The organism is Sphingobium sp. B8D3B, from assembly GCF_025961875.1.
GTDB lineage: Bacteria > Pseudomonadota > Alphaproteobacteria > Sphingomonadales > Sphingomonadaceae > Sphingobium.
Genome location: NZ_JAOQON010000001.1, coordinates 1,429,070 through 1,449,543 on the forward strand (window position 1 = coordinate 1,429,070; position 20,474 = coordinate 1,449,543).

Here is a 20,474-nt window from a genome sequence, read left to right on the forward strand (position 1 = left end):
AAAAGGGCGGCCTTGCGATGATGCGAGGGCCGCCCTTTCTGTATGAGGTCCGCCCGGTCTACAGGAAACCGGTCGGCCGATAGGTGTAAGCGATCAGGCCGCCGAGCTGAGCTTCATATTATACTGGCCGCTCTTGAGCGTCTCCTCCGGCACCCAGGTGCCGTGGAAGGTCGAGCGGACGCGGACGGGCAGCTTGAGCAGCGCAACCGGCCCGGCCGCCAGATTCTGCGCGTCCAGAATGGCCAAATCGCTGCGGTTCTTCGCACCGCGTGCGACCAGCACGAGCAGCCATCCATCGCCTTCCGGCGCGTCCGGCGTGCGCGGCACGAACTGCGCCTCCTGCACGCTGTCGCCCGGGCCGGGCTTCCAGATCTGGAACTCGCCTGTCTGGTTGTCGAACCGCGCCGTGCCGCTCGATCCATCCTGCGCGCGTGCGAGCAGGAAGCCATAGCGATAGGGCCGCCCCTGATAGCGATCGTCCGTGCGCGGCATCTCGCCCGGAATGTTCAGCAGACGCTGCGTGGTGAAGCTGTCCTCATTGCTGGCGAGGTCGAACGTCATGCGCGTCAGGAAAGGCGGAACCGGCGCCGTCTCCTCGCCCTGCGGCGTGGTGAAGAAGGGGAAGCAATTGCCATCATAATAGCACAGGTCGAGGTGGACCTTCGTGCCCTCGCGATAGGCGTTCATCATGTGGCCGGCGCTGCCGGTCGGCCCCTTGAACCAGCGAATATCCTCCGCCTTGCCATAACGCGGCACCAGCGCGACATGCACCGGCTGGTCGGGATGCCACTGATAATAAGGCCCGCCCTGCTTCACCACATCGAGATCGGTAATGAGCGGGAAGAACGGCACGACCACCCATTCATCAGTGATCGCGAAATCATGAACGCAGGCCGCATAGGGCATCTCGAACCAGATCTCTGTCTTAATCTTGCGATCCGGCCCGAAGACGTAGAACACGAAGTCCTTGGTCGCATCGCCCTTGGCCTGATAGCCGAACGCCAGCAGCTCGTTGGTGATCGGGTCTACCTTGGGATGCGCCGTAAACGTCTCGGACAATATCTGTCCGTCGAAATCCACGCGGCCCTTGGTTTCCAGCGTGTCAGGGTCGATCTCGTAAGGGAGGTCGTCTTCCTTCAACGCATAGAGATGGCCGGCATGGAACATCGCTGTGGTGTTGGCCGTGCCGAGATGGATGTCCTTCGCGCTTTCATCGGCCGTATAGCGGTTGCGATAGCTGCCGAAGAGCCCGCGACGGGCGGCTTTCTGCGCCTTGTAGCGATCCGTCTCGACCCATTTGACGACATAATCCGCCTGATTGTCCTTGAAGCGGATCATGTGCATCTGGCCTTCGCCATCGATGAAGATGTCATCGGTGCGGCCGGAGGGATATTGCCGGTCGGCGCCGACGCGATACAGGCCGCCTTCCAGCCCATCGGGGATGGCGCCGGAAATCAGCTCCAGCCCACGCAGCTCGATATTGGCGCGCATCGGCTCGCCCCAGCCGCGATAGAGCTCGACGTCCGGAAATTGAATGGGTTCGACCATGGGGTCCTCCTGAAGAATCTGCCTCAGACGGTGGCGATGAAGTTCATGATGTGATGCTCAAGGTCGCTGTCTGGCGTCCCGATCTCGAGCACAGGTGACAGGTGGTTGTGGCCTCCCAGCCAATGCAGCCTTGGAAAGGCCTTGTTGGTTATGGCGTAGCGGGCAGCCAGGCTCGCGGCCTGCTGCTGGAACGGCACCGGATCGAACTCGCAGACCGAGAAGAACAGCGGGATCTTGCTGGTGAGCAGCCCGGCCACGGTGGACGCCTGCGCCCAGCCGGCCGGGTCCTCGCCATAATAGGATTTCTGGAACTGGTTCGGCTCGGCCGCGGCCACGTCGTAAATCCCCGAGCACATCAGCGCGCCGGCAATCTGCGGCGAGAAGCGCGCGACGCAATCGGCCACGTGCACCGCGCCCGCCGACTGCCCCATCACGAAGATGCGGTCCGGATCGCCGCCAAATTGCGCCACATTCTCGCGTAGCCAGATGACGGCATTGGCCACGTCCTCGCCGCCGGCCGGCCAGGTGGCGGCAGGGGCGAGCCGGTAGGTCATGGTGACGCCGACATAGCCCTCATCCACGGCGAAGCTGCCGATATTGTCGTAAAAGGGCGAGCCTTCGGTGGTCTTGTCGCCCATCACGAAGCCGCCGCCATGGACGAAGACCAGCACCGGCGCGCCGGAAAGCCCGTCGCGTGTGAAGATATCCAGCCGATTGCGTGCATCGGGACCATATTGATGGTCGCGCGTCACCCTGGCGCCCGCCGGAATGCCGGGCTGCAGGGCGCGGTAGATTCCCTGCGTGCCGCCCATCATGTCCGGGGTCAGTTCCGTGCCGAACGCTTTAAGCTGTTTGCGGATTTCGGGGGTCATGCAGCATCTCCAACCTTGAGCACCGGCTTGATCACCGTGCCCGCCTCACAATCATGAAACGCCTTGCCGATCTCATCAAAGGCGTAGGTCTCGATCAGCCGATCGAACGGGAAGCGCCCTTGCCGCCAGTAATCGATCAGCATCGGCAGGAAGGTGCGCGGATTGGCGTCACCGCCCAGGATACCGCGCAACTGCTTGCCACCGGCCAGCATGGGGAACATGGCCGGCGCCCACTCCCCACGAGGCGCCGCGACGAAGCCGGCAGTGCCGTTCATTGCGAGGCATTCCAGCGCCATGGTGTGGACGGCTGGCACGGTGGTGGTGTTGAAGGTGAAGTCCACGCCGCGACCGGTAACCGCGCGAATCTGCTTGGCGACGTCCTCGCCGTCGGAGCGGATCGCATCGGTCGCGCCCAGTTCGCGCGCAAGCTCCAGCCGGCCCGGGTTGATGTCCACCGCGACGATCCGCTTCGCGCCCACCAGCTTGGCGGCCATCACCGCAGAGAGGCCGACGCCACCGACCCCGAAGATGGCGATGGTATCCCCTGCCCCCACCTTCAGCGCCTCGATCACCGATCCGGCGCCAGTGATGACTCCGCAGCCGAGCGGGGCCAGCAGTTCCAGCGGAATATCCTTGTCCACCTTCACCGCCGTGCGCTCCGGCACGATGCTGTGGGTCGCGAAAGAGGATTGGCCAAAGAAATGCGAGTGGATGCGCTCATCCCCGGACGCCAGCGCCGTCGAGCCATCCAGGCGCTTGCCGCCGAAGTTCATCGGCATGGCCAGATCGCAATAGGTCGGACGTCCGGCCACGCAACTGGGGCACACGCCGCAGCTGCTGCCCGAGAGGAGCACATGGTCGCCCACCGCGAACCCGCGCACGCCCTCACCCAGAGCCTCGACCACGCCCGCGCCCTCATGACCCAGCACGATAGGATGCGGCGCGTGACGCCCCGGATGCTCATGCAAATCGGTGTGGCAGATGCCGACCGCGACCATACGCACGAGCATCTCGCCCGCGCGCGGCGCTTCCAGCTCCAGCGTTTCAAGCACGGGCGCCGGCTGATTGCCGCGACTGACGGCAGCGGTGATCTGCATCACTTCTTCCCCGCGACCGGCGGAGCCTGATGGCTCGGCTTTTTCTTGAGCAGGATCTCGCCTTTCCACGGCACCTGATCGGCCGCCGTCCAGGCGTTGACGTGCAGTGACTGGAAGCGCCACACGCCTTCCTTCTTGGTCACATGGTCCTGCCGTGTGCCGATGCCGAACACGAAGTTGGTGTGGTAATCGGTCTGGAACTGGAGGATCTGGAAGAAACAGCGCACGTCCACCTCGCCCTGCTCCGGGCGTGGATCCATGATCAGCGTGTTCATGATGTGCTGGCGCCCGTACCACCAGCTCTGCCGGTCGTTCCAAAGCGAGCGCAGATTCTCCAGGATCGCCTCATGGCCCTGCACGCGGCCCTGCCAGAGATGATCGAACCATGCATCCTGCGCGAAGGTCGACATCGCCGTCTCTTCATCGGCGAGGTCGATGCCCCAGGCGTAGCGCGAATAAAGCTCCTGAATTTCGAGCCGGTCGAGTGCGCTCAGTTCCCATGCCATGTCAGTGTCCTCCCGGTTTTCCAAGATGGTGATCGTTCTGGATATCGGCCGGCTCGCCATGATTGGTGAGTAGAGCCTTGCGGCGCACATAGCGCAGGATCGCCTCCGGGCCGGTGCGCGAGCCCCCACCCACGCCGGACGCGCCAAAGGCATTGCTGCCAACCGTGCGGTTCTTGGCGAAGGTCAGGAAGGTATCCTGCATGAACACGGAGCCGGCATTGATCTGCAGGCCGATCGCCATCGCTTCTTCCGCGCTGCCCGCAACGACGTTCGCCGTAAGGCCGAAAATGGTATCGTTGGCGAGGGCAATCGCCTCCTCAACCGTCTTGAACGGCATGACCGGCAGGATCGGCCCGAAGGTTTCGTCCCGCATGACCAGCATGTCGTGGGTCACGCCGGTCAGCACGGTCGGGCGCATGTAAAGGCCGCCGTCGATCTGCTCGACGGCCCCACCGGTGAGGACCTTCGCCCCTTTCTCGACCGCGTCGGCGATATGCCGCTCGACGATCTGCGCCTGTGACGCGAAGGTGAAGGGATGGAGATGCCCGGCGCGCGGATCGTCGCTGTTGAGGCGAACCTTCTGCGCCTTCTCAACGAGAAGCGCGACGAAGGCATCATGGATGGCCTCGGCGACGTAGATGCGCTCGACCGAGAAGCAGACCATGCCATTGGCGTGAACCGCGCCGCGCAGGACTGCGGTGGTCGCCCGCTCCAGATCTGCGGTCTCCGTGACGATCACAGGGTCTTTGCCGCCCAGTTCCAGATAGCAGGGGATAAGGCGCTCGGCGCACTGCACGGCGATCTTGCGGCCGGTCGGCACGCTGCCGGTGAAGCATACGAGATCGACCGTGTCGATGATCGCCCGGCCCGTCTCGCCATCGCCCTGAACATAATCGAACACGCCGGCCAGTTCCGGCACCTGGGCCACGGCCTCGAACAGCGGCTGTATCCAGCGCGGCGTCACTTCCGAGGGCTTGATGAGCACGGCGCAACCCGCGAACAGGGCGGGAATGGCATCGAGCAGAACCAGCATCATCGGCGCGTTCCAGGGGCCGATCACGCCGACCAGCGGATAGGGCACGAACTGCGTGCGCACCTCCACCTGCGGCATGGCCTTGGAGGGACCGGCATAGCTTGCCGCATCGAGCGCGGACTGCGCGTCCTCGATCCAGCCGCCGATATTGCCCATGGTGATGAAACCCTGGAGATAGGAGGTGTGGCACCCGCCTGTATCGATTGCGTCGGCCTCGGCGATGGCGCTGGCGCGCTTGGCAACCTCGCCCAGCCAGCGCTGCATGACGCCGATGCGCTCTGCGAGCGGCTTGGCACCCCAAGCCTGCTGGTTGCGCCGGAGACGGTCAGCCTTCGCCGCGACGTCCTCCGCCGTCGCAATTTCCATCATAAAGTCGATCGCGCCGCTGCGTGGGTTGTGCACGGGCACGCTGCGCCGTTCGATATCCGCCATGAACGTCCTCCCCAAAGGCGAGAGACTCGCCTCAATTAGTCAGACGTCGTTGTATATCGATGTTGAACGCGCAATCAACAGGATTGCGGCGGTTCATGATCCCAAGGGAAAAAGCCCGGATAGCGCAGGATCGCCGAGTGCGCGCGCACCACTGATTGCAAGGGCGGGAGCAGCGCTTCGAAGGCGCGCGCGGATATGTTGGATCGCACCGCATCTTCCGTCGCATCGGCGCTGGCTTGGAGACACTCAATCTGGCGCCGGCCATCATCGGTGACAAAATAGAGCGTCTTGCGACGATCCTGCGGCGAGGCAACGGCCTGCAACCACCCCCGCTGGGCGAGCTTCTTGAGGACGATCGCGCATGTGGAGGGGTCCAGGCCATAGACCCGCGCGAACTCGACCTGGCTCAGGCCGCCATGCAGATCCAGAATCACCATCGCGGAGAACTGGCGCAAGGTCACCGCCATCGGCGCGACCTGCTCACTGAAATGCGCATGGAGAATCTGCAGCGCGCGGCGGAACAACATGCTGGGCACATTGGCCAGATAGGAGTCCTGCCTGTCCCATCGCGGCGCGCCATCATTGCCGGCCTCCACCAGGCTGGAGAGCTGCACCATGGCCACCGCGCGTTCGTCATCGCTCAGCGGATCGAGCAGCAACGCCTGAAGCTGGGCGAAGGACGATCGGATTTCGTCCATGCGGGCTTCCCCGGCCGCCGTCAGCACCGGCAGGCTGCGCCGCCGATCTCGCTCATCCTGTTGGCGGGCAATGAGGCCCGTCAGTTCGAGATTTTGTAGCACGATCGCCGTGGTCGAGGTGTCGCTGCCGCAGGCCCGCGCGAGGCGGACCTGATCGCTCCCCGGACGCTCGGCAATCGCCAGCATCATTTCCGCTTGCGACAAGGTCTCGCCCCCGCAGGCCACCGATCCATACAGGGCATTGGCGATCTGATCGATGCGGTTGAGCAGAAACCCCGGCTTGCGCAGGAACACCCGCATGACCTGATCGAGCGGAACACGCGGTCTTTCTACGGCCCAATCAATCTCAGGCGCAGCAACGGCAACTTGTTTTGCAGGCATCGTCACAAACAGGCGGACCCCGTGATGGGCAATGTTATCATGCGCAACAATCGGCCAGATTCCGGGGCTTGGCAAGCATATCGGTCGAGCGGGTCGACGTTTTTCAGTTGAACCCAAGCGGCCACCCGCTTAGCTGTTGAAGAATCAACAACAAGAATTTTCTTGGAGCGCAGGATGACCGAGGACGATTATGCCGACTACATCGCCCGCTTCAATGCGAACGATTTCGAAGGTTTCGGCCGCTATTATTGCGATGACGTGGTGTTCAACCTAGGCGAAAAGCGCCAGATCATAGGACGTTCCGCCATTCTGGATTTCTACCGCGACGTGAAGTCCAAGGTCCGCGAAACGCTCGACATTCTCGCCGTCGCGGCCGGTCCGGGCACCCTCGCCTGCCATGTTCGCACCGAATTCTACGGCCTGGAAGACTGGCCCGATTTCATCGCCGGCCCCTTGATGAAGGGGCAAACCCTCAACATCGAGAGCCTTGGCTTCTATTATCTGCGCGACGGCAAGTTCGCACAGATTCTCGGCGCGCGGTACAAGACGCTGCCCGCCACAGCTGCTGTTTGATAGTCATCGAAAAAGGAGATTGCACTTCATGGTAACGCCCGAGATTGCCCCCCATCCCTTCGCGCCGAAGTTCGAATTCGCCTTTACGGTGTCGATCGACCTGACACCGGCGGTGTGGATTTCCCCCACCAGCATGGGCGCGACCCGCGCTGCCGTGTGGGCGGCCCAAGGCACCTTCGAGGGCCCCCGCATTCGCGGCCGGGTCATCCCGATGAGCGGCGGCGACTATCCGCTGTCCCGCCCCAATGGCGTGATCGATTTCGACGCGCGCTACATGCTGGAAGCCGATGACGGCACGCCGATCTATCTGCAGAGCCGCGGCTATCGCTGGGCCGAAGGTGACGCCATGGAGCGCATGGCCCGCAACGAAGATGTGGGGCCGGACGAATATTATATGCGGGTGAGCCCCAAGTTCGACGTGCCGGAAGGCCCGCACGAATGGCTGGGCAAGCACATCTTCGTCGGCGTTGCCGAGAAGATCCCGAAGGCCAACCGCATCCACTATTTCATGCTGCTCTGACGGCTGACGCCTTCCAAAGAAATCCAGCTGCCGCCGCCTTGCACTTTCCGCAGGGCGGCGGCAGTGCCTTATCCAGCCAAGAGGAGAGCATGCGATGAACGATCCGCAAGTCCCCGCCCATCTCGAATATGTGTTCGAGATGCGGGTGAATTTCCGCCCCGAACGCTGCACTGTCGGCCCGCTGCCCGGTGGCGGCTATCAGGGCTACACGCCGTGCGCCAGCGGCACGATCTACGGCCCGCGCCTGTCCGGCATCATCATTCCGGACAGCGGCGCCGATTATGCCACCGTGCGGGGCGACGGCACCATCGTCATCAAGTCGCACTATATGCTGCAAGCCGATGACGGCACCAAGATCTACATCAACAACAATGGCTATCTCATCCCGGCCAAGCCGGGCGAGGCGCGACTGGATGACGGCACCCCGCAACCGGCCTATTTCTGCTTCTCGCCCACATTCGTGGTGCCCGAGGGCCCGCATGACTGGATGGGCAAGACGCTGATCATCGGCACCGGCAGCCGCCGATCCAACCCCGATCACTCCATCTTCACTTATTATGCGGTGAAGCAGACGCTCGACTGAGCATTTGACTGATCAAACGAAAACGCCGCCGCTGGAGCCCTCAGGCCCCGGCGGCGGCGTTTTTCATGCCGGTCAGATTATCCGATCAGGCCGCGTCACCCGCCTGGCGCTTTTCCGCACCGAAGACGCGGACGGGGTCCTTACGGCCCTCCACCACATCCTTGTCCACCACGACTTCGGTCACGCCTTCCATCGTCGGCAGATCGAACATGGTGTCGAGCAGGATCGCCTCGATGATCGACCGCAGACCACGCGCGCCGGTCTTGCGCTCGATGGCGCGCTGAGCAATCGCCGTCAGCGCTTCGTCCGTGAACGTCAATTCGACGTCTTCCAGCTCGAACAGCTTGCGATACTGCTTCACCAGCGCGTTCTTGGGCTCGGTGAGGATCTGCACCAGCGCGGCGATGTCCAGATCTTCCAGCGTCGCGATGACCGGCAGACGACCGACAAACTCGGGGATGAGGCCGAATTTGAGCAGATCTTCCGGCTCGGTCTGCTTGAGCAGCTGACCCGTACGCCGTTCGTCCGGCGCTGCGACATGCGCGCCGAAACCGATCGACTTGCCCTCAAGCCGGTCGCCGATGATCTTTTCCAGCCCCGCAAAGGCACCACCGGCGATGAACAGGATGTTCGTCGTATCGACCTGCAGGAATTCCTGCTGCGGATGCTTGCGGCCGCCCTGCGGCGGCACCGAGGCGGTGGTGCCTTCCATCAACTTGAGCAGCGCCTGCTGCACGCCCTCGCCCGACACGTCGCGGGTGATGGAGGGATTCTCCGCCTTGCGGCTGATCTTGTCGATCTCGTCGATATACACGATGCCGCGCTGGGCCTTCTCGACATTATAGTCGGACGCCTGGAGCAGCTTGAGGATGATGTTCTCGACATCCTCACCGACATAGCCGGCTTCGGTCAGCGTCGTCGCATCCGCCATGGTGAACGGCACGTCGAACGTCTTGGCCAGCGTCTGCGCGAGCAGCGTCTTACCGCAACCCGTCGGGCCGATCAGCAGGATGTTGGACTTGGCCAGCTCGACATCGCCAGCCTTGCCGCCATGCTCGAGCCGCTTGTAGTGATTGTGCACAGCCACCGAGAGCACGCGCTTGGCGCGCTGCTGGCCGATCACATAATCGCTCAGCACATCGCAAATCTGCTGGGGCGTCGGCACGCCGCCTTCCTTGCGGCCGACCAGACCACCCTTGGTCTCTTCACGAATGATATCGTTGCACAATTCGACGCATTCATCGCAGATGAACACGGTTGGGCCGGCGATGAGCTTACGCACTTCGTGCTGCGACTTTCCGCAGAACGAGCAGTAGAGCGTGCTCTTCGAATCCGATCCTGTGAGCTTTGTCATTCAATCTCTTCCTTGGTCTGGCGCCGTCTCGCGCCAATTGCCCAGATGCTCTTTCCGTCGGTCATCCTAGACCGCCTTCTTGCAGCATCACAAGTGCCGAAAATGTCGCCAAATAGCGTAAACCAGACATTGCCGGCTCAAAAGCCATAATGGAAAGAAGATGGGAGGGCTGGCCCGGCTTTGCAATGGGAGATGCTGGCCGGCCCCGGCCAGGCTGCGAACAGAGAGATTTTAGCGGCGGAAACAAGCTGGCCGCTCACTCAACCACGGCACAGCCCAAAGTCCGGCGACGATGCACGCCGCCGCCGGGATGCAAAGGCCGACCGCGTGAGCGGCCGGCCCGACCCTATCAAGCCGGCGTTTCTTCGCTGGTGCCGGGACGCTTGTCGTACACCTTGTCCACAAGGCCGAACGCGAGCGCTTCTTCCGCTTCCAGGAAGGTGTCGCGATCCATGGCGGCCTCGATCTTCTCCAGCGGCTGGCCGGTATACTTCACGTACAGATCGTTCAGGCGACGGCGGATACGAAGGATTTCCTTGGCCTGGATCTCGATATCCGACGCCATGCCCTGCGCGCCGCCAGACGGCTGGTGGATCATGATCCGCGCGTTGCTGAGCGCAAAGCGCATGCCCGGCTCGCCGGCCGCGAGCAGGAAGCTGCCCATCGACGCGGCCTGGCCGATGCACACCGTGCCGACCTTGGGGCGGATATACTGCATGGTGTCATGGATCGCCATGCCGCTGGTCACCACGCCGCCCGGCGAGTTGATGTACATCCAGATGTCCTTCTTCGGGTTCTCCGATTCCAGAAACAGCAGCTGGGCAACGATCAGCGAGGCCATGTGATCCTCGACCTGGCCGGTCACGAAAATGATCCGCTCCCGCAACAGGCGCGAGTAGATATCGAAGCTGCGCTCGCCGCGATTGGACTGTTCGATAACGATAGGAACAAGTGCCCCGAGCGGATCAAAATTATCGGTCATGATTCTCTTTCTTACTGGCCGTCTGCGGCCACTACATCGGACGTTTGGGCACTGACTTCAAGATGCGCAGGCTGGGCAACGGGTGCAGACAGGTGCGTTTCTAAAAGCGCGCGCCCAGGCCCTTCAATCAACCGATGGCTCAGATAGGCACAGCCCATGACGAAGATCAGAAAGAGGATACTGATGGCATCGCCGATCCAGACCCCGCCGCCGATGGCTTTCCCGGCGTGCGTATCGACCACCAGATCGACCGCGACATGACGCTCGATGACCGATAACAAGTTGAGCACGCGGTAATATAGAAAGATGTGGATAAGGTAGATCGAATAGGAGAGCGCTCTGATTTTCAAGACCTTGGGCCTTTTCAAACAGTCGCTCACCACCCCTTTCTCACGCGCGAACACGAGTACCGCGATCAAAAAGAGAAAGGGTGACAGAACGGACAGCCTTCCCCCTCCTAGGCAGGATATGAAGGCAAGCAGCGCAATCACCGTCACCAGTTCCAGCCCCTGATCAGCCCAACCAGGAAGCTGCATCGCCTTGATCTGATCCATGCAGCGCCAACCGACCAGGCCGAGCGCGAAGCCCATCGCGCAGCGCAGCAGCGCGTTCTGGTACATGATCGGACTGAAATCCGGCTGGCTAAGGAGCAGCAACGGAACGGCGACCGCAACGCCGAGACAAATTGGCACCAAGTGACGCCCAGCGGTTCGCAGCACCAATGCAAAGGCCAGATAAATCCAGACTTCCGCTGCGATCGACCAGCTGGGGAAATTCCACGCTGTCGGATCGCCGCCCGGGAAAATCTGGATTAACAGCAGGGCGTCGATCAGATTCTTGGGCGATTGCAGGCCCTCAAAGGCCGGCCTGCCTAACCTATCCCCACCGAAAATGAGGAGACACAGCTCGAACAGGACGAAGCAGATCAGCATGGCAAAATGCAGTGGATAGACGCGGGCGATCCGCTTGCGCATGAAATGGCCGACGGAATAGCCGTCCACGAGTCTCTTCCCGTAGCTCGCGCCGATGACAAAGCCGGACAGCACGAAAAAGAAATCGACGAAAAGGGACGCATGCTCAACCAGCGCTGCGTTCGATATTCTTCCCTGCGTCTTCACATGCAGCAGGACCACCATGCACGCGCAAATGCCGCGCAAGCTATCAAGCACCTTATAATGGTGCCGCGATGAACCAACCCCCTCCATACCTGCCCCCCCGAGCCTGTCGGGAAAGTTTATGGAATCAATTATTCATGATCAACTGGGTTAATGAAATTTAACGCGCCACCCCCGGCGCGGTATGCGCCAGATAGGCAAGACGCTTCATTTCTTGCCGGCCGCGCGTCACTGTGTCGAGGATGAGGCCGGTAAGCAGGCACAAGGCTGATAGGACGCCCATCCCCACGATGGTGATGAGGGTCGGGAAGCGGGGCACAAGCCCCGTCTCCAGATAGGTCAGGATGACCGGCACGCCCATCAGCCCGGCAACCAGCGCGATCACCAGCGCAATGAAACCGAAGAACCACAAGGGCCGCTCCACGCGATAGAGCTGGATCATCGTGCGCAGGATGCGCCAGCCGTCGCGGAAGGTGTTGAGCTTGGAGAGCGAACCTTCCGCCCGCGCCGCATAGGCCGTCATCACCTCGCCCACCGGCATGCGTAGTTCGAGCGCATGAACGGACATCTCCGTCTCGATCTCGAAGCCTTCCGAGAGGATCGGGAAGCTCTTGACGAACCGCCGGGAGAACACCCGATAGCCTGAGAGGATATCGGTGAAACTGCGGCCGAAAAGCTGCCGCAGCAGCCCGGTGAGCAGCAGATTGCCGAGCCGGTGCCCCGGACGGTAAGCCGCCTCTACCGCAGACTTGCGGGCGCCGACGACCATGTCGAGCGGCCCGTCCAGCATCGCGGTGACCAGCGCCGGCGCCGCGCTCGCATCATAGGTCGCATCGCCATCGGCGAGCACGTAGATGTCCGCATCCACGTCCGCGAACATCCGCCGCACGACATGGCCCTTCCCTTGCTGCCGCACGCTGTAGACGATCGCCCCGGCGGCGCGCGCCACGGCGACGCTGTCATCGGAACTGTTATTGTCGAACACGTAGATGGCTGCCTGCGGCAAGGCCTGCGCGAACGCGGTAACGGTCTGCCCGATGGCGACCGCCTCGTTATAACAAGGCAGCAGGACGGCGATGCGCACGCCTTTCATCGGGCTGGACGGGTCTGGATGCATGGGACTGCGGGCTTATGGCAACAGATCGCATGGTTGCAATGGTCTTTTGCGACCCCAGCGCCCGGCGGCACCTTCTGCACGAGCCCGCCGCCATGCATCCAAAGAAAAAGCGAGCCGGAACGGCATCCCGCTCCGGCTCGCTTCTGATCAGTTCATGCGATCTGCAGTGAGGCCTCAGGCCTCGGCAGTCTTGGCCTTCTTGGCAGCGGGCTTCTTGGCCGGCTTCTCGGCCGCCTCGCCCTCGTCGGCCTTGGCAGCAGCGGCCTTCTTGGCCGGAGCCTTCTTGGCTGGCGCCTTGGCCTCTTCTGCCGGAGCGGCCTCTGCCTCGGCATCAGCCTTCTTGGCAGCCGGCTTCTTGGCGGCAGCCTTCTTGGCCGGCTTGGCGTCATGGCTGTGATCGTGGCCGCAATCCGGTCCGTGGACGTGACCGCCCTCTTCGCTCTCGATCGCCGCTTCCAGATCGGCGCGCGCAACGGTGCGCTCACTCACATCGGCCTTCTCGAAGAGATAATCGACGACCTTGTCCTCATAGAGCGGGGCTCGCAGCTGCGCGGCGGCCATCGGCTCGTTGCGGACATATTCGACGAACCGCTCGCGGTCCTGCGGGGCATATTGCTGCGCGGCCTGGGCCACGAGGCGGTTCATTTCCGCCTGCGTGATCTCGACGCCATTGGCCTGGCCGATTTCCGAGAGGAGCAGGCCCAGACGGACGCGACGCTCGGCAATCTTGCGATAATCGTCGCGGTCGGCTTCCATTTCCTTGAGCGCCGCCTCGGGATCTTCCTCGTGACCGGCTTCATGCTCAAGCTGCTGCCAGATCTGGCCGAACTCGGCCTCGACCATGCCCGGGGGCACCTCGAAATCATGGCCCGCAGCCAGCTGATCGAGCAACTGGCGCTTCATGTAGGTGCGCGTCAGATTGCCGTGCTCCTGCTCGATCTGCGCCTTGAACAGCTCGCGCAGCTTCTCGAGGCTCTCGAGACCGAGCTGCTTGGCAAATTCGTCGTCAGCGGGCTTCTCGACGGGGTTCTTGACCGCCTTGATGACGAGATCGAACGTCGCATCCTTGCCGGCCAGCTCCTTAGAGCCATATTCGGCGGGGAAGGTCACGTTGATGGTCTTCTCGTCGCCGGTCTTCACGCCGACCAGCTGATCCTCGAAGCCGGGGATCAGATTGCCCGAGCCGATGGCGATCGCCATGTCCGAACCGGTGCCGCCCTCGAACGCCACGCCGTCGACCTTGCCGACGAAATCCATGACGACCTGGTCGCCTTCCTTCGCCTTGGCGGTCGTGGGCGCGTCCTCATAACGCTGGCTCTGCGCGGCGAGACGGCCAACCGCCTCGTCGATCTGCTCGTCGGTCACATCGACGACGAGACGCTCCAGCTTGATGCCCTCGATCTTGGGCGCGGGAACCTCCGGCAGGATTTCCAGCGCGACCTTGACCTCGGCGTCCTTGCCGTCCTCATAATCGGCGGTCAGCTCGACGCTCGGCTGCATCGCGGGACGCAGCTTGTTCTCGGCGATGACCTTCTCGACGCCCTCACGGATGGACTTGTCCAGCGCCTCGCGCTGCAGGGCCGGGCCGTGCATCTTGCGGACGAGGTTGGCAGGCACCTTGCCGGGCCGGAAACCGGGCATCCGCACCTGCGGCGCAATCGACTTCACTTCCTCTTCGACGCGGGCGTCGATGTCCTTGGCCGTGACGGTCAGCGTATAGGCGCGCTTGAGGCCCTCATTCAATGTCTCGACAATCTGCATATCTCTAACTCGACGCTTTCCAGGCTAGGATGAAATCTCTTGGAACGACCGGGGCCAGGCTGCGCAACTGGTGCGGGCGAAGGGACTCGAACCCCCACATCTTGCGATACCAGAACCTAAATCTGGCGCGTCTACCAGTTTCGCCACGCCCGCATCGGTCGCCGGTCGGCGGGCCATAGTGCAAAGCCTGGGAAAGGGCAAGGCTGTGCGCGCCTTGCCGTGTCGATCCGGAACGATCCCTCACGCCGCCCGTTGAAAAGAGCAACGAAAGGACGCAAAGCCATGGCCAGCCAGCCGGAAATTCCGCCCCCCGATACCATCACCCCGCAGTCACCTGACGAGCTTCCGCCCATGGAATCGCCGGACGAGACGCCGTTTCGTGAACCGCCGGAAATCGCGCCGGAAACGCCCAATATCGATGAACCCGGCCGCAGCCCTGACGAACTGCCGTCCATCGCGCCGCCGCCAGACTGATCCCTGCTCCCGGCCCCGCCCTTTGCGTGCGCGGCCGGGATTCGCTTAGCCCAGCGCCTTCTTGAGAAGCTCGTTGACCATCTGCGGATTGGCCTTGCCCTGCATGGCCTTCATCGTCTGACCGACGAAGAAGCCGAAGAGGGCTTCCTTTCCAGCCTTATACTGTTCGACCTTATCGGCATTGTCCGCGAGAATCTTCGCGACGACCGCCTCGATCGCACCAGTATCCGTGGTCTGCTTGAGGCCGCGCTTCTCGACAATCTCGGCAGGCGCTTCGCCGGTCTCCAGCATGATCTCGAACACCTGCTTGGCGATGCTGCCCGAGATCGTGCCATCGGCCACCAGGGCGAGCAATTCCGCGCCGCGCTCCGGGTTGACCGGGCTGTCCTCGAGAGTCTTGCCGAGGCGATTGAGCGCACCGTAAAGCTCGGACAGCAGCCAGTTGGCGCTGGCCTTGGCCACCTCGCCTTCGCTCTTCTTCTGGATGCGCGCGCTTTCCGCGAGCAGAGCCTCGAACCAGCGGGCCGTTTCCGCCTCGGCGGTCAGCACGCGGGCGTTGTAATCGGAGAGCCCCAGCACCTCGACATAACGGGTGCGCTTGGCATCCGGCAGTTCGGGCAGCGAGTGCAGGCAATCCTCGATGAAGCTGTCCTCCAGCACCAGCGGCAGCAGGTCCGGGTCCGGGAAGTAGCGATAATCATGCGCGTCTTCCTTGGACCGCATCGAGCGCGTCGTGCCGGTATCCGGGTTGAACAGGCGGGTTTCCTGCACGATCCGCCCGCCGCCCTCGATCACATCGACCTGGCGCTGGGCTTCATATTCGATGGTCTGCATGACGAAGCGCACGGAATTGACGTTCTTCGTCTCGGTCCGCGTGCCGAATTCCTCGCCGGGCTTGCGCACGGAGACGTTCACGTCCGCGCGCATGGACCCTTCCTCCATATTGCCATCGCACGAGCCGACATAGCGCAGGATCGCGCGCAGCTTGCGCAGATAGGCCCCGGCCTCGGCAGGCGAGCGCATGTCCGGGCGGCTGACGATTTCCATAAGCGCCACGCCCGAGCGATTGAGATCGACATAGGAGCGCGTCGGATGCTGATCGTGCATGAGCTTGCCGGCATCCTGCTCGACATGGATGCGTTCGATGCCAATGGCCTTGTCGGCGGGAATGCCGGCCTTCTCATCGGCTTCGATCGTCAGCGAACCTTCGCCGACAAGTGGATGATAAAGCTGGGAAATTTGATAGCCCTGCGGCAAATCCGCATAGAAATAATTCTTGCGGTCGAACCGGCTCCACTTGTTGATCTGCGCATTGATCGCAAGGCCGGTGCGCACCGCCTGGCGGATGCACTCGCGATTGGGCACCGGCAGCATGCCGGGCATCGCGGCATCGACAAGGCTCACCTGCGTGTTCGGCTCCGCGCCAAAGGCCGTCGCCGCACCGGAGAACAGCTTGGCCTGGCTCACCACCTGCGCGTGAACCTCAAGGCCGATGACGACCTCCCAGTCCCCGGTAGCGCCACGAATGCGATAGCTCGTCTCAGTCATTCTTCAGTCCTTACAGTATTCCCGCGAACGCAGGAATCCAGGGGAGTGCAGCCCTTGGCTGCCCTGGGCTCCTGCCTGCGCAGGAGCACGAAACATCTACCACCACGCCTCAGGCCGGCTGGTGAAGCCCGCCCGTTGCTCGATGGCGAAACCCGCGTTCAGCACCGCTTGCTCATCGAAAGCCGGGCCGATGATCTGCAGGCCGAGCGGCAGCCCGTCCTTGCTGAGGCCGCCGGGCACGGACATGGCGGGCAAGCCTGCCAGCGAGGCCGGCACCGCGAACACGTCGTTCAGATACATTTTCAGCGGATCGTCGACATTCTCGCCGAGGCCGAAGGCGGCGCTGGGCGCGGTGGGCGCGAGGATGACGTCGCACGCCTCGAAAGCCTTGGCGAAATCCTGCGCGATCAGCGCCCGCACCTTCTGCGCCTGCGTGTAATAGGCATCGTAGAAGCCCGCCGAGAGCACATAGGTGCCGATGATGATGCGGCGCTTGACCTCCGGGCCGAAGCCGGCAGCCCGCGTCGCGGCGTACATATCCTGCAGGTTCGCGCCCTCGGGCAGATCGCGCAAGCCATAGCGCACGCCATCATAGCGCGCGAGATTAGACGAGGCTTCCGCCGGGGCGATGATGTAATAAGCCGGCAGGGCATATTTGCTGTGCGGCAGCGAGACCTCGACGATCTCGGCGCCGGCATCCTTCAGCCAGGCAATGCCATCGTCCCACACCCGCGCGACATCGGCATCGAGACCCTCGACGCGATATTCCTTGGGAATGCCGATGCGCTTACCCTTGAGATCGCTGGACAATCCAGCTTCCCACTGCGGCACCGCCAAGTTGAGCGAGGTCGAGTCCCTCGCGTCAAAGCCGGCCATATTCTCCAGCAGGATCGCGCAGTCGCGCACGTCCTGCGCCATCGGCCCGGCCTGATCGAGCGAGCTGGCAAAGGCAATGATGCCCCAGCGCGAGCAGCGGCCGTAGGTCGGCTTGATGCCGGAAATGCCCGTGAAGGCCGCCGGCTGGCGGATCGACCCGCCGGTGTCCGTGCCCGTTGCCGCCGGGCAGAGCCGCGCGGCAATCGCCGCCGAGCTGCCGCCCGAGGAACCGCCCGGCGCCAGCGCAGCATTGCTGCCGTCATTGCGCCGCCAGGGCGAAATCACATTGCCGAAATAGCTCGTCTCGTTGGACGACCCCATGGCGAACTGATCGAGATTGAGCTTGCCGAGCATCCCCGCGCCGGCATCCCACAGCTTCTGCGAGACGGTGGACTCGTAGGTGGGCGTGAAGCCTTCCAGCATGTGGCTGGCGGCGGTCGTCTGCACGCCCTGCGTGCAGAACAGGTCCTTCATGCCGATGGGCACGCCGGAAAGCGGCTTGAGCGTGCCGGCGGCGCGATCCTTGTCCGCCTGATCGGCGGCAGACAGCGCATGCTCGGGCGTCTCGACGATGAAGGCGTTGAGCGCCTTGGCGGCGGCGACATTGGCGTTGAAGGCCTCGGCGACTTCTCGCGCGGAGAAGTCACCAGCACGGAAGCCATCGCGGATCTGCGAGACAGTGAGGTTGGTCAGATCGGTCATCATTCGATCACCTTCGGCACGGCGAAAAAGCCATGTTCGGCCTGAGGCGCATTGGCCAGCACCTTGTCGCGGACATTGCCGTCGGTCACGGCGTCCTCTCGCAGGCGCAACGTGTTGGGGATGACGGCGGTCATCGGCTCGACGCCGGTCACGTCCACTTCGCCCAGCTGCTCCACCCAGTGGAGAATGCCGTTGAGTTCGGGCACCAACGCCTGCGCTTCATCCTCGCTGACAGCGAGGCGCGCGAGGCTGGCGATCTTTTTTACGGTTGTCAGGTCTACGCTCATGGGAGCGCGCGCTAGCACTGGCTCCGGCGGTCATCAAGGCGCTTCCGCCGTTTCGGCCCCATTGGCGGCCGTCGACAGCGGTTCGCCGACCGGTTCGCCACCGATGTAGAGTTGTCGCGCCATCACGGGGCGGAGGTCCACGGCGCCGGCGCGGATCTGCGCGACCAGCCGGCGGGCCGCGTCACCCTGGGCGAGATAGCGGCTGTCATTGCTCCATTCGCCATTCTCCTGCCGGATGAGGCGCACGGTTGGGGCACAATCGCCGCATTCCGGAGCGGGCAGCTTCACAACAATCGCCAGATCCTCGCCGGGCACATAGTGCAGCAGGCACGGGCCGGTCTCCTCGCAGGCATCATATTGCACCAGCCGCTTGCGCAGCGCTGGCGGCATTTCGACCGGGATGGGCAGGATCGTCAGCCGCTCGTCCAGCAATTCGCCACTGCGCGCGGCGACGACCATAGGCGGCACGGCCCAGCGGTCGGTCAGCTTCATCGTCTCGGCGGCATGACGGCGGATCGTCGCGTCCGCCGAGCCGCTCGCCAGCCGTCGAATCGCAGCCCGCCCCTCCGGCCCGAAATCGAACCACAAGGCACGGTAGTCGAACTTGTCTGGCGCCACCTGCCCGCCCGCGAGGCGCTGGAGCTGGTGCGCGGTCGCGATCCGCTCGAAGCCGAAGATCGGCGTGGAGAGCAGCAGCGCGATGCCGGCGATCACGAATACGAGCATGCGATTGGTCCGCCGCAGCCGGGCGAACCAGCCGCGTGCGCCGAGGATGGCGACGGCATAGGCAATGGCGGTGATGCTCGCCACGATCAGAAAGGCCAGCGCCCACAGCCGCTCTGGCGTCAGGCCATGTTGATGGACGCGCAGGCCCGAGGAGAAGACCGCAATACCCACCATCGGCAGCAGGAACAGGCCGAGCGCCGCCGCGCTGGCACCCAGCAACACCGAGCGGGTTTCCTCGAGCGCCGTATCGCCCACCACCGCATTGGCGAGAAACAGCGCCAGCACCGCTCCGGCCAGCATGATCGGCGTCGTGCCGCCCGTCGCCCAGAGCGGCGCCAGGCCGGTGACAGGCAAGGCCGCCAGGAAGATGCCGATCGCCAGCGCCACCACCGGCGCCAGCACGCGCAGCACCAGCATGGCGACGCGCTGCAGGGCGGCGATGATCGCCCCGCGATCCTGCAACAGCCCAAGCGCCGCGCCGAACGCGGCGCCGCACAGCATGGCGACCACAGCAGACTCGCGCAAGGCATCGCGGAGGAACGGGAGCTTCACCAGCATGAACATCTGCGCCAGCAAATGGGCGATGCCGAAGCTGAGCAGCATGAACAGCGCGCTTGCGCCGATCAGCAGCGCATTCGTCCACAAATGGCCGTGAACATCCTCATAATGGATGGCCTGGCGCGACCAGGCCCGTACGGCGCGCGGCAACACACCGGCCGGCGCGGAGGGCGCGCCGCCGGCCAGACTGCGATCCTGCGCTGCCTGAAACAGCACCAGCAGCGCAGCCGCGGCGATGGCGCCGCAGACGAGATGCCAGAGATCGACGCTCGATCCATGGCCGGGCACCCCGTTCCACAGAAAGACGCCGCCGCCGAGGAGGCCGCAGATCAGCGCCACGACAAGAGCCGCGACCGGTCGCCGCCGGCGCCAACCGAGGCCAAAGGCGAGAGCGGCGGTCGAAAGGAACATGGGCAGCGCGGCGATCACCCGCCGCAGAAACTCGGGCTCGATGGGCGCGGGATCGGAAAACCGGTCGATCGCCAGACCGACAAGCGCGCCGAGCACACACAGCACCCAAGTGCGCAGCGGCCATACCGTCTGCGCCGTCGATGCGTTGCTGGCCATCATCCTGCTCCCCGCCGCGTCCGTTCCTGAACCGGTCCGACCTATCACGATCCGCCCGCAAGGCAAATTGGACCTTAGCCTGTCGGACCTTCGCCTGCTGCCTTTGCTTGCCTCGCGGAACCCAAGCGGGCATGAGCCATGCCACTGCCCAGCTTGCCACAGAG

The 20,474-nt window shown here is 63.5% G+C and carries 19 protein-coding genes and 1 tRNA gene; 4 read left to right on the forward strand and 16 right to left on the reverse strand.

The features are described from left to right. Positions 1–93 precede the first annotated feature (93 nt). The 6 genes from M2343_RS06675 to M2343_RS06700 form a co-directional block, all read right to left on the reverse strand. Complete coding sequence (locus M2343_RS06675; RefSeq protein WP_264569999.1) at positions 94–1,548, reverse strand: carotenoid oxygenase family protein; 1,455 nt, start codon at positions 1,546–1,548, stop codon at positions 94–96. 23 nt (positions 1,549–1,571) lie between these two features. Beyond that, positions 1,572–2,420: an alpha/beta hydrolase gene (locus M2343_RS06680; protein ID WP_264569998.1), complete on the reverse strand. Its 849-nt coding sequence runs from the start codon at positions 2,418–2,420 to the stop codon at positions 1,572–1,574. Further along, the gene (locus tag M2343_RS06685) at positions 2,417–3,517 is read right to left on the reverse strand and encodes an NAD(P)-dependent alcohol dehydrogenase (RefSeq protein ID WP_264576054.1); all 1,101 of its coding nucleotides are present in this window, start codon (positions 3,515–3,517) and stop codon (positions 2,417–2,419) included. The genes M2343_RS06680 and M2343_RS06685 overlap by 4 nt, the downstream gene beginning before the upstream one ends. Further along, a complete protein-coding gene (locus M2343_RS06690; protein ID WP_181559312.1) occupies positions 3,517–4,023 on the reverse strand; it encodes a nuclear transport factor 2 family protein in 507 nt (168 codons plus the stop codon). The genes M2343_RS06685 and M2343_RS06690 overlap by 1 nt, the downstream gene beginning before the upstream one ends. Position 4,024: 1 nt before the next feature. Then, entirely contained in the window at positions 4,025–5,488 is a 1,464-nt protein-coding gene (locus M2343_RS06695; RefSeq protein WP_264576055.1) for an aldehyde dehydrogenase family protein, read from the reverse strand. A 74-nt stretch (positions 5,489–5,562) separates the two neighbouring features. Further along, the gene (locus tag M2343_RS06700) at positions 5,563–6,486 is read right to left on the reverse strand and encodes a MarR family winged helix-turn-helix transcriptional regulator (protein ID WP_264603871.1); all 924 of its coding nucleotides are present in this window, start codon (positions 6,484–6,486) and stop codon (positions 5,563–5,565) included. A gap of 255 nt (positions 6,487–6,741) precedes the next feature. Between M2343_RS06700 and M2343_RS06705 the strand changes: the two genes are divergently transcribed. The 3 genes from M2343_RS06705 (at position 6,742) to M2343_RS06715 (ending at position 8,243) form a co-directional block, all read left to right on the forward strand. Beyond that, complete coding sequence (locus M2343_RS06705; protein ID WP_181559309.1) at positions 6,742–7,140, forward strand: nuclear transport factor 2 family protein; 399 nt, start codon at positions 6,742–6,744, stop codon at positions 7,138–7,140. Positions 7,141–7,168: 28 nt separating this feature from the next. Beyond that, positions 7,169–7,660 carry a DUF3237 domain-containing protein gene (locus M2343_RS06710; protein ID WP_264572533.1) on the forward strand — a complete coding sequence of 164 codons (492 nt, stop codon included), beginning with the start codon at positions 7,169–7,171 and terminating at the stop codon, positions 7,658–7,660. A gap of 94 nt (positions 7,661–7,754) precedes the next feature. Beyond that, on the forward strand, positions 7,755–8,243 hold the full coding sequence (locus M2343_RS06715) for a DUF3237 domain-containing protein (protein WP_181559307.1): 489 nt from the start codon (positions 7,755–7,757) through the stop codon (positions 8,241–8,243). Positions 8,244–8,328: 85 nt separating this feature from the next. Here M2343_RS06715 and clpX read toward each other — a convergent pair whose 3' ends face one another. From clpX to M2343_RS06745, 6 genes are all read right to left on the reverse strand, one after another. Beyond that, positions 8,329–9,597, reverse strand: coding sequence for an ATP-dependent Clp protease ATP-binding subunit ClpX (gene clpX, locus M2343_RS06720; protein ID WP_181559306.1), 1,269 nt, complete (start codon positions 9,595–9,597; stop codon positions 8,329–8,331). 349 nt (positions 9,598–9,946) lie between these two features. Further along, positions 9,947–10,579 carry an ATP-dependent Clp endopeptidase proteolytic subunit ClpP gene (clpP, locus tag M2343_RS06725; RefSeq protein ID WP_181559305.1) on the reverse strand — a complete coding sequence of 211 codons (633 nt, stop codon included), beginning with the start codon at positions 10,577–10,579 and terminating at the stop codon, positions 9,947–9,949. A gap of 11 nt (positions 10,580–10,590) precedes the next feature. Next, a complete protein-coding gene (locus M2343_RS06730; protein WP_264576057.1) occupies positions 10,591–11,784 on the reverse strand; it encodes an acyltransferase family protein in 1,194 nt (397 codons plus the stop codon). A 70-nt stretch (positions 11,785–11,854) separates the two neighbouring features. Further along, entirely contained in the window at positions 11,855–12,811 is a 957-nt protein-coding gene (locus tag M2343_RS06735; protein WP_264576058.1) for a glycosyltransferase family 2 protein, read from the reverse strand. A gap of 174 nt (positions 12,812–12,985) precedes the next feature. After that, a complete protein-coding gene (gene tig, locus M2343_RS06740) occupies positions 12,986–14,572 on the reverse strand; it encodes a trigger factor (protein ID WP_264576059.1) in 1,587 nt (528 codons plus the stop codon). Between the two features lie 68 nt (positions 14,573–14,640). Further along, positions 14,641–14,725 (reverse strand) — tRNA-Leu (locus M2343_RS06745). Positions 14,726–14,854: 129 nt separating this feature from the next. On the opposite strand from M2343_RS06745, the gene M2343_RS06750 reads away from it, so the two are divergent. Beyond that, entirely contained in the window at positions 14,855–15,046 is a 192-nt protein-coding gene (locus M2343_RS06750) for a hypothetical protein (RefSeq protein ID WP_264576060.1), read from the forward strand. A gap of 45 nt (positions 15,047–15,091) precedes the next feature. Here M2343_RS06750 and gatB read toward each other — a convergent pair whose 3' ends face one another. The 4 genes from gatB to M2343_RS06770 all read right to left on the reverse strand — a co-directional run bounded on the left by gatB (position 15,092) and on the right by M2343_RS06770 (position 20,310). Next, positions 15,092–16,594, reverse strand: a complete 1,503-nt coding sequence (gene gatB, locus M2343_RS06755; RefSeq protein ID WP_264576061.1) for an Asp-tRNA(Asn)/Glu-tRNA(Gln) amidotransferase subunit GatB — start codon at positions 16,592–16,594, stop codon at positions 15,092–15,094. 96 nt (positions 16,595–16,690) lie between these two features. Beyond that, the gene (gatA, locus tag M2343_RS06760) at positions 16,691–18,172 is read right to left on the reverse strand and encodes an Asp-tRNA(Asn)/Glu-tRNA(Gln) amidotransferase subunit GatA (RefSeq protein WP_264577514.1); all 1,482 of its coding nucleotides are present in this window, start codon (positions 18,170–18,172) and stop codon (positions 16,691–16,693) included. Next, positions 18,172–18,459, reverse strand: coding sequence for an Asp-tRNA(Asn)/Glu-tRNA(Gln) amidotransferase subunit GatC (gatC, locus tag M2343_RS06765; protein ID WP_264572525.1), 288 nt, complete (start codon positions 18,457–18,459; stop codon positions 18,172–18,174). The genes gatA and gatC overlap by 1 nt, the downstream gene beginning before the upstream one ends. Positions 18,460–18,492: 33 nt before the next feature. Further along, on the reverse strand, positions 18,493–20,310 hold the full coding sequence (locus tag M2343_RS06770; protein WP_264603872.1) for a DUF4153 domain-containing protein: 1,818 nt from the start codon (positions 20,308–20,310) through the stop codon (positions 18,493–18,495). Between the last annotated feature and the right edge of the window lie 164 nt (positions 20,311–20,474).

Bases quoted from the DNA above. Each gene is read 5' to 3' on its own strand.
- M2343_RS06675 (WP_264569999.1), bottom strand. From the start codon at position 1,548: ATGGTCGAACCCATTCAATTTCCGGACGTCGAGCTCTATCGCGGCTGG.
- M2343_RS06680 (WP_264569998.1), bottom strand. From the start codon at position 2,420: ATGACCCCCGAAATCCGCAAACAGCTTAAAGCGTTCGGCACGGAACTG.
- M2343_RS06685 (WP_264576054.1), bottom strand. From the start codon at position 3,517: ATGCAGATCACCGCTGCCGTCAGTCGCGGCAATCAGCCGGCGCCCGTG.
- M2343_RS06690 (WP_181559312.1), bottom strand. From the start codon at position 4,023: ATGGCATGGGAACTGAGCGCACTCGACCGGCTCGAAATTCAGGAGCTT.
- M2343_RS06695 (WP_264576055.1), bottom strand. From the start codon at position 5,488: ATGGCGGATATCGAACGGCGCAGCGTGCCCGTGCACAACCCACGCAGC.
- M2343_RS06700 (WP_264603871.1), bottom strand. From the start codon at position 6,486: ATGCGGGTGTTCCTGCGCAAGCCGGGGTTTCTGCTCAACCGCATCGAT.
- M2343_RS06705 (WP_181559309.1), top strand. From the start codon at position 6,742: ATGACCGAGGACGATTATGCCGACTACATCGCCCGCTTCAATGCGAAC.
- M2343_RS06710 (WP_264572533.1), top strand. From the start codon at position 7,169: ATGGTAACGCCCGAGATTGCCCCCCATCCCTTCGCGCCGAAGTTCGAA.
- M2343_RS06715 (WP_181559307.1), top strand. From the start codon at position 7,755: ATGAACGATCCGCAAGTCCCCGCCCATCTCGAATATGTGTTCGAGATG.
- clpX (WP_181559306.1), bottom strand. From the start codon at position 9,597: ATGACAAAGCTCACAGGATCGGATTCGAAGAGCACGCTCTACTGCTCG.
- clpP (WP_181559305.1), bottom strand. From the start codon at position 10,579: ATGACCGATAATTTTGATCCGCTCGGGGCACTTGTTCCTATCGTTATC.
- M2343_RS06730 (WP_264576057.1), bottom strand. From the start codon at position 11,784: ATGGAGGGGGTTGGTTCATCGCGGCACCATTATAAGGTGCTTGATAGC.
- M2343_RS06735 (WP_264576058.1), bottom strand. From the start codon at position 12,811: ATGCATCCAGACCCGTCCAGCCCGATGAAAGGCGTGCGCATCGCCGTC.
- tig (WP_264576059.1), bottom strand. From the start codon at position 14,572: ATGCAGATTGTCGAGACATTGAATGAGGGCCTCAAGCGCGCCTATACG.
- M2343_RS06750 (WP_264576060.1), top strand. From the start codon at position 14,855: ATGGCCAGCCAGCCGGAAATTCCGCCCCCCGATACCATCACCCCGCAG.
- gatB (WP_264576061.1), bottom strand. From the start codon at position 16,594: ATGACTGAGACGAGCTATCGCATTCGTGGCGCTACCGGGGACTGGGAG.
- gatA (WP_264577514.1), bottom strand. From the start codon at position 18,172: ATGACCGATCTGACCAACCTCACTGTCTCGCAGATCCGCGATGGCTTC.
- gatC (WP_264572525.1), bottom strand. From the start codon at position 18,459: ATGAGCGTAGACCTGACAACCGTAAAAAAGATCGCCAGCCTCGCGCGC.
- M2343_RS06770 (WP_264603872.1), bottom strand. From the start codon at position 20,310: ATGGCCAGCAACGCATCGACGGCGCAGACGGTATGGCCGCTGCGCACT.